This window comes from Streptomyces sp. NBC_01264 (assembly GCF_026340675.1).
Lineage (GTDB): Bacteria > Actinomycetota > Actinomycetes > Streptomycetales > Streptomycetaceae > Streptomyces.
Window position 1 is genome coordinate 3,341,503 of sequence record NZ_JAPEOX010000001.1, and the last position, 14,054, is coordinate 3,355,556.

Genomic DNA, 14,054 nt, shown 5'->3' on the forward strand with positions numbered 1-14,054 from the left:
TGACACCCCCGCCCCGGCTCGCTCCGAAGTGGCAATCAACCCCCACCAGGAAGGCACACCATGGACGCCCTCGGCCGGCTGTTCAACGCAGCCACCAGCGCCACCACCGCGGCCACCCCGTTCGGACTCAAGGACGCGGGCGGCGCCACGATTTTCCTGATCGGCGCCACCTCCGGCGCCGCCACCCTCCAGGAAGCGCAAGACTCGGCCGGTACCGGCGCGCAGAACCTGGCCTGCGTCACGAAGTACTACCGGCAGGCCTCCGGCGTCTGGACCAAGGTGACCCAGGCCGCCGCAGCCACTGTCACGGCGGGCACTGGCGGTCTCCTCGCCTTTGAGGTCGAGGGCTCCCAGCTGTCCGACACGTACACCCACATCACGGTCTCGCACGCCTCCGGGTCGTTCCTGGTCCTGCCCCGCGACCTGACCGTCCAGCGCAAGCCGGAGAACCTGCGGTCGGTGACCTCATGAGCGTTCTGATCCAGGGCTCGCAGCTGCGGATGATCGGCCTCGGCACGAAGGTCGACCGGGCCACCGCCGCCCTCCCGCAGACCACGACCGGCAACCTGTTCGCGGTGACCGGCGGCCGGATCCTGCTGACGTCGATCGTCGGCGAGGTCACCACGGTCATCCAGACCCAGGCCAACAACACCAAGCTGGTCAGCACTCCGACCACGGGCACGGCCGTCGACATCTGCGCGGTCCTCGATATCTCCGCAGACGAGGCCGGCTGCCTCTACGGCATCACGGGCGTCTTCTCCGATGCGCTCGTCGGCGCCAACGCGGGTGCCACGACCGCGCAGCAGCGAGCCACGGTCATCCCGGTCGGGAACATCAAGCTGTCCTGCGCGGCGTCGAACACCGGCTCGGTGAAGTGGTCGATGACTTACATCCCGCTCGATGACGGCGCGTCTGTAGCGGCGGCCTAACCGATGGCCGGCTGGGTGTGCGCGGACTGCACCACCGTCTACTCGGTGGGCGCTCCGCGCTGCCCGCAGTGCACGTCTACGAGCTACACGGAGGAAGGCGCAATGCCGAAGATCACCCGCCATGGCGGGGTAACCGGCCCCCACGGCATCAGCGCTACCTGGGGCGACGAGCCCCCCGAGACAGCCGGTGCCGTTGAGCCCCCCGCGAGCACGGCACCGGCCCCCGACGACGAAGGAGGCACGCCATTTCCTGGGAACAGCTCTCCAGCATCCTTCGAGACGGAGCCGCCGAGTACCGAGCCGAGCGAGACCGCCCCCCGGTCGCCTGTCCGCAAGACGGCGAGCCGCTCGAAGAAGGCCCAGACGGAGTCCTCTTCTGCCGATGGGACGGATGGAGAGCCGACGGACGACACGTCTAAGGCCTGACCCCGCACGACCGCATCGGAAGGAGGTGACTGATGAGCACGAAGAACACGGCCGCGCCTGGCCGCTCCAACCTGGAACTCGGTGACGCCGCGACCATGAACGTCGGCACCACAGCCGGCACGGTTGCGGCGGGCGATGACGCCCGCTTCTCCTCTGCGGCGCCGTGGGTGTTCGATGTCGCCTCCTACGGTGCCGTCGGCGACGTCAAGACAGCGACCGACGGCGCCATATCCTCCGGCACCGCCATCCTGACCTGCGCTTCCGGGCCGTTCACTGCTGCTTCGCAGCCGGTCGGCAAGTACGTGATCGTCAAGGGTGCGGCAGCTAACGGCGTGACCAGCCTCGTGACCACGATCATCAGCAGGCAGAGCAACACCCAGGTCACCCTCGCCGCCAACGCTGCAACGACCGTCACTGGCGCCCTGGTCATCTGGGGGACCGACAACACGGACGCCATTCAAGACGCCGTAGATGCTGCGGAGGCCTACCTCGCCGCTGGCGCGACCTACGCGCAGGTCTACACCCCGCCGCAGCCGCACCTCATCGCCGGGCCGCTCAACAACAGCAAGTCCGGCAACGGTCAGATTGTGTTCGGCGTGTACTCCACCGCCGCCAACAAGCCGATCTTGGAGTTCCGCGGCGAGACCGACGGGGCCGCGGCGGTCCGGCACTGGGAGCAGACCGTCCCGCAGATCTCCGGTAGCGCCTGGATCTCTGCAGGCGTGTTCGCCTCCACGGGTGCGCAGACGACCAACATCAACGCCGACGGTAACCCGGCCGTGCTGTCCGGCCCCAACGAGGGCTTTGGCTACGGCGTCTCCGCGCTGTACAGCAACATCATGCCCGTCATCCGCAACATGACGATCATGACCACGCACTCCAGCTTTGGGCTGACCTACGGGGCCGCGAACCTCTACGGCTGCGCGAACGCCCACGTGGAGAACCTGGGCATCGGCACGCTCGGCACGGTGGCCAGCCCGTCCACGGACTACAGCTCCCCGGGAACTTTCGGGACCGGTCTGTCCGTCGGCCTGCTCCTGCCCGCGCCGGGGAACAACGCCAACGTCATCGCCAAGAACATCAGCATCGGCGGCGGCTACACCTACGCCATGTTCATCACCGAACACGCGGTCGTCGACCGCTACATGGCCCTCTACTGCTGGGCCGGCTTGGTCGCGGTCGGAACCTACGCGGGGTCGGTGGGCTCCGTCCACGCCATGCTCGTGCTCTCCGCCAGCATCGAGGCGTGCACCAACGAGCTGTACATCATGGGCGCCGGCTCAAGTGGCGTCGGCCCGATCATCGACATCAATCAGTTGAGCACCGAATCCGGCACTCCCAACATTGCCGGGAGCAGTGCAGCGGCCATGCTGGCGGCGCGCGGAGTCGTCCGCCTGACTGGTCTGTTTACCGAGTCAGGCGTGAGCGTGGGTAACCCCTGCGGCATCAAGCTGATCAACGGCCAGGCGCCGTACCCCGTCCGGGCTGTGACCGCGAGCACGACGGTTCGCGTCATCGACGAGGTTCTGCTCGTGGACGCTACGGCCGACAACGTGACCATCACGCTGATCTCCGCCGCCAGCACGCCGAACCAGTACACGATCAAGAAGGTCGACGCGTCGGTCAACACCGTCACCATCGACGGAGCCGGCACCGAGACCATCGACGGCGCCACCACCAAAGTCCTCACCGCCCAGTGGGAGACCGTCACGCTCGTCCCCAGCGGCGGCAACTGGTACGTGGTGAGCTGACATGGGCATCGTGTACGCCACCCGCGAGGACGTCATGCGGGCCGCCGACAGCAAGGAGACCGCCCGCAACGCCGCGCAGATCGACCGCGGCCTCGAGGCAGCCAGCCGGAACATCGACGCACTGTGCCACCGCACCTTCTACCCGCACGTTGCGACGAAGTCCTTCGACTGGCCGAACTCGCAAGGCGCGGCGCCGTGGCGGCTGTGGCTGGACGCGAACGAGCTGATCTCCGTCAGCGCCGTCAGCTCCGGCGGGAGCACGATCTCCCTGGCCGACGTCCTCCTCGAGCCCAATGCCTACGGCCCGCCGTACAACCGTCTCGAGCTGGACCTCAGCAGCAGTGCAGCCTTCGGTGGCGGCGACACGCACCAGCGGGACATCACCATCACCGGCCTGTACGGCTACCGCGACGACGAGCAGCTGGTCGGCGACCTCGACGGCAGCATCACCAGCAGCGCCACCACGCTGGACGTCACCGCTGCTCCACTGATCGGCGTCGGCTCTCTTCTTCGGATCGGCACCGAACGCCTCACCGTCACTGCCAAGGCGATGCGCAGCACATTCGTGACCACCACCGCAGCGCTCATCGCCAAAGCCTCCGACGACGTCCTCACTGGCGTCAGCGCCGGCTTCGCCGTAGGCGAGACCATCCTCGTCGACGGGGAACGGATGCTCATCGTCGACCAGTCACCCACCTCGCTGATCGTCAAGCGGGGCTGGGACGGGTCCACGCTCGCCGAGCACAGCCTTGGCGCCACCATCTATGCCCCCCGCACTCTTGCCGTCACCCGCGGCGCCCTCGGGACCACAGCGGCCAGCCACACCAATGGCGACGACGTCTTCCAGTGGGAGCCGCCGGGACCCGTCCGAACGCTGGCCATTGCCGAGGTGCTGAACACGCTAGGTCTGGAGCAGGCCAGCTACTCCGTCGCGCTCCGAGCCGGCGAGGCAGGCAGCGAACGCACGCGCGATGTCCGGGGGCTTGCTGCCCTCCGCGCCGCGGTCTACGACGGCTTCGGCCGCAAAGCCCGACTGAGGGGGATCTGATGGCCGACGTCGACATCACCATCAGCGGGCCCCTGTTCGACGGGCGGGCGGCCCGCGAGTTCGCAGCCTACGCCGACGATGCGCGCGAGCAGATCTCTGAGTTTGCTGAGGAGCACGTCCTCAACCTGAACGGACAGGACTTCCGACACCCCAGCGGCTACTACGAGTCGAATGTCATGACCGAGCGAGCCAGCGCCGACGTGTCTCGCGTCCACGACTCGGGAGTCGTCTATGGCCCTTGGCTCGAGGGCGTCGGCACCCGCAACCGGGCGCGCCCCGGTTTCCCTGGCTACTTTCACTGGCGCCGGACCAAGGCCCTCGTCGCCCTCCGCGCGCCCGAGATGGCCCAGCGTCTCCTGCAGCAGTACCTGCCGAGGGTGAGGTGACCTGATGACCCTCAACATCAGCGGGATCCTCGACGGAGTCGTCTCCCACGCCATGGCCTCCGGTCACTTCGAGCAGGTCAATGGCCACGAACCGGCAAACGCACCGGGCCTCGGACTGACTGCCGCCGTGTGGACGGAAACGGTTCAGGCGATTGGGAGGGTCTCCGGTCTGTCCTCGACCAGCGCGCTCCTGGCCTTCAACGTGCGCCTCTACACGCCCGTCCAGGCCGAGCCGGCAGATGCCATCGATCCCAACCTGATCACGGCCGTAGATGACCTGTGCGCGGCCTACATCGGTGACTTCACGCTCGACGGCCTCATTCGGCAGGTCGACATCTTCGGCGCCCACAGTCCGGGGCTCCTCGTCCGCGCCGGCTACATCCAGCAGTCCGGTGCGATCTTCCGGGTGATGACGATCACCCTGCCCGTCATCGTCAACGACCTTTGGGAGCAGGTGGCATGAGCAAGCAAAGCGGCCTGGGTGACAACCTGTACATCGCGGGCTACGACGTGTCCGGCGACATCGGCGCCATCAACAGCATCGGAGGCGGGCCCACCCTCCTCGACGTGACCGGCATCGACAAGCTGGCATTCGAGCGGATCGGTGGCGTCCGAGACGGCCGTATCGACTACACCGCCTTCTTCAACCCGGCGGTCGGCCGGGCCCACGCGCGACTGTCAACGCTTCCCACGGCCGATGTGATCCTCAGCGTCTACCGCGGTACCGCCCTTGGTGGAGCCTCCGCGAACCTGGTAGCCAAGCAGCTCAACTACGACGGCACTCGCGCCGACGACGGAGCATTCAACTTCGCCGGCCAGAACCAGGGCAACGGCTACGGCCTCGAGTGGGGCACGAACCTCACTGCTGGGAAGCGGACCGACACCACCGCCACGAACGGCAGCAGCGTCGACTTCGGCACCGGCTCGACGGCCTTCGGCCTTCAGGCCTACCTGCACGTCTTCAGCTTCACCGGCACCAGCGTCACGGTAAAGCTCCAGGAGTCCAGCGACGACGGGGTGGGTGACGCCTTCGCCGACGTGACCGGCGGCGCCTTCACCGCGGCCAGCGGGATCACCAGCCAGCGGATCGCCACCTCGTCCAGCCAGACCGTCGAGCGCTACCTCCGTGTCGTGACCACCGGCACCTTCACCAACGCGATCTTCGCCGTATCCGTCAACCGCAACGAAGTCGCCACGAGCTTCTAGGAGGTGCCATGCAAGCCATCAACCGGATCCCGCCGCTGCACGCCGTACAGGCCTACCAGACGTACAGCATCGTGCAGATCTCCGACGTCCTCGTCCGCGCTGCCTGCCGGCAGGTCGGCTGCACTGCGTGGCTGTCCGGCTGGGAGTCGACCGTCGACGAGGGCACGCCGCTCGGCCGCCAGCAGGCCGCGTACATCCGCACCCAGTCGGGCCGGACGTTCCGTGAGCTGCGGAACGCCGGCGGCCTGACGGTCTTCCGGTTCGACTCCGGGCAGCGCTGCTTCGCCGAGCACAAGACCAACCCGGAGGCCTACGCCGTCCGGGATGGCGACTGGCGAGGCAACCCCACCGGGCGAGTCCGTCAGCACCAGCGGCCCGCCGACTGGGTCGAGGACATGTCGGAGACCCTCGCCACCGTTGCCCAGGATCGGAAGCGCGGATGAAGCACTGGCAGCTGTGGATCGATGGGCTGGATTACACGGACGACTGCGACGTGCTCGATGTGAGCACTCCGCGGCTGGTGTACGAGGTGCCGCACGACCGACGCTGGACAACGAGGGTGCTGGGCCCTCAGGGCTTCACCATCGTGCTGACCAACCCGAGCGAGCGGTTGCGCAAGTTGGTGGACGACGGCGTGATCGTGCACGACGTCAAGGTCACTGTGTCGGGCCACTCGCTGTCGAACCCCACTCAGTTCCACATGGAGTGGGTCGAGCGCAGCCAAGTCCGCAAGATGTTCGGCTGCCTCGCCTCCAACGCGGACAGCGAGGCCAAGTGGGCCGACGAGTCGCAGCTCACGGACGCGTAATAGAAATTCGGACAGAAAGGCGTAAATCATGGCGAAAGAGTCAGGCATCGGGTGGTCGACTTGCTCGGTAGACGATGCATCGGGCACCCCGCAGGCGATCAAGAACGACATCACCAACCTGCAGTTCGCGACCCCGCGAGCTGTTCAGGACATCACGGGCATCGACAAGAGCGCGATGGAGCGGCTGCTCCTCCTCGCCGACTTCTCAATCACCCTCAACGGCGTCTTCAACGACGCCGCGAACATGAGCCACGCCGTCTTCAAGACGGTGCCGTCCACCAGCGTCGCCCGCACCGTGAGCCTCGCCGTGTCCGGTCAGACGCTCGCTAACGAGTGCCTTTTCACGGACTACCCGCTGTCCCGCTCGGACTCCGGCGAGTTGACCTTTGCCGTGCCTGGCGTGCTCTCAGACGGCGCCGTCCCGACCTGGAGCTAAGGCCGCTTCCACTACTGCAAGGGGGCTCACCATGGGCTACAAGCCGAAGCGCAAGATCTACAACCTCGACTTCGCAGGGACCGACCACGAGGGCCTGCAGGTGTCTATCCGAGGGCTCAACACGGGCCAGTACATGGACCTGTTCGAAGCGAAGGCCGAGGCGGAGGCCGGAGGCGAGACCAACAACCTGCTCACCATCATGGCAAGCCGACTGGTGTCCTGGAACGTTGAGGATGACGACGACCAGCTCGTTCCGCCCACCCTCGACGGCATCAAGACGCAGGATTTGGATCTCAACCTGGCGATCGTCAACGCCTGGACGACTGCGATGGCTGGGGTTCCGGCCCCTTTGGAGCAGCCCTCGACCTCTGGCGGGTCATCCCTGGAGGCGTCGATTCCGATGGAAGTCCTGTCGCAGAGCCTGGCCAGCTGACTCGGGCCCGTCTGGTCCTGAGCCTGTGTTCGCGCTTCGGCTGCCTGCCGAGCGTGCTGTACGAGGAGCCTGTCGAGCTCCTCCAACTCCTGATGATCGAAAAGCGTGGGACGCCGGAAGGAGGCGACGATGGGCAATGACATCGAGATCAATGTCCGTGTCTCCAACCAGACGGCCGGCGGCCTCGCAGGTGTCAACGCTTCCATGGCACAGTTGAAGTCTCGGGCTCGCGAGGCGAGTACGGCTGTCACTGCGTTGAGAGCATCCCTGGCCGGGGTTGCCAGTCTGGATGTGGATCTCCACGACAACACGGCTTCTGGTGTGGCTGCGATCGAGAGCGCGATTTCGGCGCTTCGGGCTGAGAGCCCAGTCCGTATTGAGGCCGAGTTCACGGGCGACGCGGCGGAGATCGCCTCGACTGCTCAGGCTGTCCGGAACCTGCGAACCAACGCGGGCAGCGCGAGCACGGCGTTGACGAACTTGTCGGCGAGAGCGTCGGCAGCCGCTGCCGCCCTAACCGTCCTCAAGTCGGCAGCGCAGGAAGCGTCGAACGCACTGCGAACCCTCCGCGGCCGGGCGGCGGCCACCGCGACCGCCATGCAAGACCTCCGGAACCATTCGTTCGCCGCCGGCAACTCACTCCGGACGATGTCGACCCGGGCGAACAGCGCTAACGGACGTATGGAGACGCTTGGGACCCGCACTGTCGCGCTGGCCACCAGCATGGACGGCTTGAACGGGAGCCTGCGCCGCGTAGGCGGCAGCATGACAGGCCTCCGCGGCGGGATGGGTTCGTTGAGCTCGGCGTCTGGTAGCGCCGCCGACGGGTCGAGGAACCTGATGATGGCGGCAATCGCTCTCGCTCCCGCCCTGGTCCCCGTTGCTGCGGCTGTGGCCCCTCTGGTGCCGGCCTTTGCCGCAGTTGGTGTTGCCGCTGCAGCCTTTGGTGCCGTGCTGATTCCACAAATCATGTCTCTCGGCGATCTGAGCAAGGCGCATGAGAAGTACAAGGAGGCGGTGGAGGACAGCGGGCGCGCGTCAGTTCAGGCCGGTGAGGCGGAGAAGGCGTGGCTGAAGGAGGTCTCCAAGGCATCGCCCGAGGTCCGGAAGGCTTCTGCAGCTCTGGATCTGATGAAGGACGCGTACAAGGACTGGACGAAGAGCCTCGCCGGCGACACGCTCCCTGTTGCCACGAAGGGTTTCGGGATCCTGAGTGCCCTCTTCCCGAAGCTGACGCCGCTGGTGAAGGCGGCGGCGTCTGAGTTTGACCGGCTGATGAACCTGCTGGCCGTAGGGGTGCAGTCGAAGGGCTTCGACGAGCTGATAGCGAAGACGGCAGACTTCAGTCAGCGGAGCCTGCGGGCAGCCATCGACGGCATGGTTGCCTTTGGGCAGGCAGTCAGCCGTGGCATTCAGAGCGATGGCTTCCGGCAGTTCCTGGCCTATGCCCGCGAGAGCGGACCTGCCGTGGTTGAGACGCTCGGCAACTTGGTTCGGGCGCTCGGGAAGGTAGTGGTTGCGGCAGCTGACACGGGCGTCGGTGTCCTGACCATCGTCAATGCCCTGGCAAAGCTCGTGAATGCTGTACCGACCGAGCTGCTGAGCGTGCTCTTGCAGATGGCTTTCGCGATGAAGGCGCTGCAACTGGTGTCGACGGGGCTGGGCCCTGCGCTGGCCGCGGCGGCGACGGGCGCATCGGGCTTCATCCGGGCTGCTCGGTTCGGCGGCGTGTCCGCAGCGATCGCTGGCGTGACGGCAAGCCTGACCGCACTACAGCGCGCGTCCATTGTTCTTGCCGTCCTCACTGCCGTCGTGATCGGGATCAACGAACTTGCCGAGAAGGCCAAGGGTGCGCCGCCGGATGTGGACCGGCTCACTACGTCGCTGAAGAGCCTTGGTGCTGCGGGGAATTTCACCGGAGAGCTCAAGAAGACTTTCGGTGACATGGACGGATTCGTGGCAAAAGTCCAGGAGATGCACGCGAAAACCTCCGCCTTTGACGAGTTGAAGAAGTTCACCAGCCTCGTGCCTATGGGGCCTCTGATCGATAAAGCGACGGAGAAGATCAGCGAGCTCGCATACGGCGCCAAGAGCCTCGGTGCGCTGAAGGACGACTTCAAGGCCTTCGATGATGCCTTCGCCTCCCTGGCTAAGGGTGGACACGCGGACGAGGCGGCGGCCCAGTTCAGCCGATTCGAGGAAGCCCTCAGGGCAACGGGCATGACGACCGAGCAGATCACCGAGATGTTCTCGCAGTACCAGGCGGCCGTAGCGGCTCTCGCCGCCGATCAAGAGATTGCGGCCCGGTCCATGGGCCTCTTCGGAGAGCAGGCCGTTGCCGTGCAGTCAAAGCTCGATCTGCAGAAGCAGTCCGCCGACGGCTTGCGTCAGTCCATTCAGGCTCTGAACGACGTCAACCGGTCCGCGCTCGACGGCATGATCGGCTTCGAGGCTGCGATCGATGCCGCAGCGAAGGCCGCAGCCGACAACAAGGGCCAGCTCCACATGGTCAACGGGGTCCTGGACCTCAATAGCGAGAAGGCCCGCGCAGCCGCAAGTTCCCTCAGCGCTCTCGCGGACAAGACGGACGAGGCCGCCGGGGCGGCCCGGGAGAACGGCGAATCGTGGGCAGCTGTCAGCGGGATCTACGAGCGAGGCCGCCAGCAGCTGATTGCGAACGCTGAGCAGATGGGGCTGAACAAGGACCAGGCGGCGGCGTTGGCGGCCCAGATCCTTGCTACGCCGGACAAGACGGCATACCTGACCGGAGACATCAGCGATTTGCAGGCGAAACTTAAGGATGCGCGGGCGCGGCTGGCGGCAGCGCCGTCGGCGAAGCAGGTGGCTATCCGTGCGGAGATCGCCGATCTCCTCGAGAAGATGCGGCGGGCCAACGCCGCAGTGAACGCGGTACACGACAAGACCGTCTATATCCGCACCATCTATCAAAACTTCACGTCTAACCACCCGGGCGGTCAGGCGCAGGCCCACGGCGGGATCATCGGCGCTGCGGGTGGTGGGCCACGATCACGGATGACGCTCGTCGGCGAGCAGGGACCTGAGCTGGTGGACCTGGCTCCCGGGTCCCGGGTCCGGTCGAACCCTGACTCGAAGCGGATCGCCGCCGGCATGGCCGGCGGTGGCGGAGGAGGCGGCCCGATCGTCGTGCAGGTCATGCTCGACGGCCGCCAGGTCGCCGAGGCATTGATCGACCCGCTGCAGTACGAGATCGGCCTGCGCGGAGGCAACGTTCAGTCAGTGATCGGAAGGGGGACGGCGTAATGGTCTTTCCGGATCCGGGTGTGGAGCTCCAGATAGGTGGGGTGTGGACCACCGTCACGAATGACGCCCTTCGCGCGGGCGGCGGCATCCGCTACCGGTGGGGCCGGCGGTCCGAGGGGACTCGCACAGACCCTGCTACGGCGGGGCTGAGCCTGTTCAACCCCGATGGCAAGTACTCGAGCCGCAACCCCACCAGCCCCTATTTCGGGCAGCTCGGCCGCAACACCCCCGTTCGGATCAGTCACGGGGGTGCGAACGTGGCGCTCGTCATCCCCAGCGGTGTGCGTGGGCGCGCTACCACCCCCGACACTGCCGCCCTAGATATCACTGGTGATCTCGATGTCCGTGCTGATCTGACCCCCAGCGTGTGGGCGTGCCGCACAGGGGTGTTCGGATGGTCCGTGTTCGGAAAGTACAACAGCACAACGAATCAGCGGTCGTGGCTGATGGCGATACGCGACGACGGGGTGATCGAGTTCCGTTGGTCCGCGGACGGCACCGCCTTCAGCTTTGCACTGTCCACGCTGCCGCTGCCGTTCGGCCCCGGAGAGCGCGGGGCTGTCCGGGCAACACTGGATGTCAACAACGGCATCGGTGGCTACACGGTCGCGTTCTATACCGCGCCAACCTTGGCCGGCTCGTGGACACAGCTCGGCACGTCGACTGTCACCACAGGGGGTACGACATCGATCTTCAACTCGACGTCGGGTGTCGAGGTGGGGGACATTGCCAGTAACACGTATGCACCGGTCTCCCGTCAGTACCACGGGGTCGAGATCCGAAGCGGCATCGGCGGCTCGGTTGTGGCGGACCCTGACTTCAGTGCGCAGGCGAGCGGCACTACGAGCTTTGCTGACGGGGCAGGTCGTACCTGGTCGACCGCGAATGGTGGCGAGGTCACCTCTCGTCGGATCCGTGCCGTCCTTGAGGCGTCGGCTTGGTCACCTCGCTGGAGTTCCGGGGGGCTTGACGTCACCACCCCGGTGGAGGCGTCCGGGATCCTGCGGCGCCTTGGACAGGGCGACAAGGCTCTGGCGTCCACGCTACGTCGCCGGCTTCCGACCCAGGGCCCGGTAGCGTATTGGCCGATGGAGGACGGCCGGGACTCTATCCAGGCGTCCTCGCCGATCTCCGGCTGCCCGCCGCTCACGGTCGGCGATTTGGCGTTCGGTCAGGACGACACCTGTCCGGGATCATCGGCGTTGCCTGTAGTCGGAGACGCGGCCTTCATGTACGGCCTTGTGCCCGCCTACACCAGCAGCACCAACGGGTACATGGTGTCGCTGCTGTACAACCTCGACGCCATGCCAGCCTCATCGTCCTCTTGGCTCGCGTTCTCCACGACCGGCACCGCCCGCGGCTTGGTCATGCGGTTCACGAGCACGACGGTGGTCGCGGACCTTTACGCCCTCGGTGGCTCGGTCATCACCACCGAAGTGTTCTCCAACGCGGGCGTCTACGCACCCGGCACGTGGTTCCGATTTGACTGCACTGCGCAGCTCAATGGGTCAAACACCGACTTCCATTTTGGCTTCGTGGACGTCGATGCCGGGGGTGTCCAATACAACTTCTCCATCGCCGGAACACCCGGCCGAGTGACAGACATCCAGACAGGATTCGGCACCCTCTTGGCCGGCATGAAGATCGGCCACGTCGGGATCTTTCCCTCATCCGATACGAGCATCTGGGGGACCGCTGACAACGGCTACCGGGGTGAGACGGCCGCTGATCGGATGCTCCGCCTTGGAACAGAGGAGGGGCTGTCCATCGTCATCGCCCCCTCCAGCGCTGGCTCGTCTTCAGAGATGGGCCCGCAGCGGCCGAGCGCGCTTCAGGCCCTCTTGTACGAGTGCGAGGACGCTGACGGAGGGATCCTCTACGAAGACCGGGAACGGGCTGGTCTCTGCTATCGCAGCCGGTCGACTCTCTACAACCAGGCCCCGAAGGCCACCCTCGCCTACTCGCAACTGGTGACGCCTCTGGAGCCCGTCGACGATGACACAACGGTCCGCAACGACATCACGGTGGCGCGTACCGGTGGCTCCTCTGCACGCGCCATCCTGACGAGCGGTCCAATGTCGGTCGCAGCCCCACCGGATGGTGTCGGGACCTACGACGACTCCCGGACCCTGAGCCTCGCCACGGACGGCCAGTGCGATGACGTCGCCTACTGGCTCCTGCACCGGGGCACGTGGGATGAGGCCCGATATCCACGGGTGCGGATCCTGCTGCACAAGTACCCGGCCCTCATACCTACGGTGGCCGCTCTGTGCCCCGGGGACATCATCCGGATCACTGACCTGCCCGCCTTCCTGCCGCCTGGACCACTGGACTTGATGGTCGAGGGTGCCGAGGAGGAGATCCGCAGTCTGGAGTGGACGATCACGCTGACATGCTCTCCGGCTGGCCCGTGGACCGTGGGCGTGATGGATGATCCGGTCCGGGGGCGCGCGGATACCTCAGGCACAGTCCTGTCGGCCGGTGTCGACACCAACGACACGATCTTGTCGCTCACGACGGCCACGGGCCCACTGTGGACCACTGACCTGGGCGACACGCCCTTCGACGTCCAAGTTGGCGGCGAGGTCATGACCGTGACAGAGATCAACGGCAGCCGGCAGGACCGCTTCCAGCGAACTGTCTCATCCGGCTGGGGCACCTCCGATGCCGGGCAGGCCTGGACGACGACTGGCGGATCCGCCGCCGACTACAGCGTGGCGGTGGTGTGATGGCCGGCTATGGGCTGGTGTCTCTCACCAGCGTCAACGTCGCCCGGGGTACGACGCTCGACTCACCCGGCGCCAATGCGGACCTCATGGCGACTGTCGCGACCGACAAACTCGCCGTCGGGGGGAGCCATTTCTGCTCCCTCGTGGCCCGGTGGACAGACGCCAACAACATGTACCTGGCAAGGGTCGAATTCACCACCACCCAAACCGTACTGCTGACGCTCCGAAAGCGCGTCGCAGGTACAGATACCTCCCTCACATCGACGTACACCACCCCCTATACCCATGCGGCCGGCCGCCGCTTCTGGATTCGCTTCGAGGTCTCCGGCACCACCCTGCGGGCCCGGGTGTGGCCGGACACCCATCCGGATCCCGGAGCGTGGCAACTGACGGTCACGGACACGGACCTGAGCGCTGACGCGGAAATCGGCACCCGCACCAGCCTGTCCAGTGCGAACACGAACACGCTGCCAGTGACGGCATCGTGGAGCGATTTCCAGGTGGTGTCACCGCAGCGGATGACCGTGACCCGCAGCACCAACGGCATCGTCAAATCCCACGCTTCCGGCGTGAGCGTCAGTCTCGCCCAGCCCGCAATAGCGGCTCTCTAAAGGGAGGTG

The 14,054-nt window shown here is 66.2% G+C and carries 14 protein-coding genes; all 14 read left to right on the plus strand.

Translation table 11 applies throughout. The features are described from left to right. Positions 1-60: 60 nt before the first annotated feature. The 14 genes from OG435_RS15405 (at position 61) to OG435_RS15470 (ending at position 14,045) form a co-directional block, all read left to right on the plus strand. On the plus strand, positions 61-471 hold the full coding sequence (locus tag OG435_RS15405; RefSeq protein WP_266877422.1) for a hypothetical protein: 411 nt from the start codon (positions 61-63) through the stop codon (positions 469-471). Next, positions 468-929, plus strand: coding sequence for a hypothetical protein (locus OG435_RS15410; protein ID WP_266877423.1), 462 nt, complete (start codon positions 468-470; stop codon positions 927-929). Before OG435_RS15405 ends, OG435_RS15410 begins: the two co-directional genes overlap by 4 nt. Positions 930-1,387: 458 nt before the next feature. After that, positions 1,388-3,106 carry a hypothetical protein gene (locus OG435_RS15415; protein WP_266877424.1) on the plus strand — a complete coding sequence of 573 codons (1,719 nt, stop codon included), beginning with the start codon at positions 1,388-1,390 and terminating at the stop codon, positions 3,104-3,106. 1 nt (position 3,107) lies between these two features. Then, positions 3,108-4,154: a hypothetical protein gene (locus OG435_RS15420; protein ID WP_266877425.1), complete on the plus strand. Its 1,047-nt coding sequence runs from the start codon at positions 3,108-3,110 to the stop codon at positions 4,152-4,154. Next, positions 4,154-4,540 (plus strand): hypothetical protein, encoded by a 387-nt coding sequence (locus OG435_RS15425; protein ID WP_266877426.1) that lies wholly within the window; start codon positions 4,154-4,156, stop codon positions 4,538-4,540. Before OG435_RS15420 ends, OG435_RS15425 begins: the two co-directional genes overlap by 1 nt. Before the next feature lie 4 nt (positions 4,541-4,544). Then, positions 4,545-5,003: a hypothetical protein gene (locus OG435_RS15430; protein WP_266877427.1), complete on the plus strand. Its 459-nt coding sequence runs from the start codon at positions 4,545-4,547 to the stop codon at positions 5,001-5,003. After that, positions 5,000-5,746, plus strand: coding sequence for a hypothetical protein (locus tag OG435_RS15435; protein ID WP_266877428.1), 747 nt, complete (start codon positions 5,000-5,002; stop codon positions 5,744-5,746). Before OG435_RS15430 ends, OG435_RS15435 begins: the two co-directional genes overlap by 4 nt. 8 nt (positions 5,747-5,754) lie before the next feature. Beyond that, positions 5,755-6,189, plus strand: a complete 435-nt coding sequence (locus tag OG435_RS15440; RefSeq protein ID WP_266877429.1) for a hypothetical protein — start codon at positions 5,755-5,757, stop codon at positions 6,187-6,189. Continuing rightward, positions 6,186-6,554, plus strand: a complete 369-nt coding sequence (locus OG435_RS15445) for a hypothetical protein (protein WP_266877430.1) — start codon at positions 6,186-6,188, stop codon at positions 6,552-6,554. The genes OG435_RS15440 and OG435_RS15445 overlap by 4 nt, the downstream gene beginning before the upstream one ends. 28 nt (positions 6,555-6,582) lie before the next feature. Continuing rightward, positions 6,583-6,990, plus strand: a complete 408-nt coding sequence (locus tag OG435_RS15450; RefSeq protein WP_266877431.1) for a hypothetical protein — start codon at positions 6,583-6,585, stop codon at positions 6,988-6,990. 31 nt (positions 6,991-7,021) lie between these two features. Next, entirely contained in the window at positions 7,022-7,423 is a 402-nt protein-coding gene (locus OG435_RS15455) for a hypothetical protein (RefSeq protein WP_266877432.1), read from the plus strand. 129 nt (positions 7,424-7,552) lie between these two features. Continuing rightward, positions 7,553-10,705: a hypothetical protein gene (locus OG435_RS15460; RefSeq protein WP_266877433.1), complete on the plus strand. Its 3,153-nt coding sequence runs from the start codon at positions 7,553-7,555 to the stop codon at positions 10,703-10,705. A 41-nt stretch (positions 10,706-10,746) separates the two neighbouring features. Continuing rightward, a complete protein-coding gene (locus OG435_RS15465) occupies positions 10,747-13,434 on the plus strand; it encodes a hypothetical protein (RefSeq protein ID WP_266877434.1) in 2,688 nt (895 codons plus the stop codon). Then, positions 13,434-14,045: a hypothetical protein gene (locus OG435_RS15470; RefSeq protein WP_266877435.1), complete on the plus strand. Its 612-nt coding sequence runs from the start codon at positions 13,434-13,436 to the stop codon at positions 14,043-14,045. The genes OG435_RS15465 and OG435_RS15470 overlap by 1 nt, the downstream gene beginning before the upstream one ends. Positions 14,046-14,054: the final 9 nt, after the last annotated feature.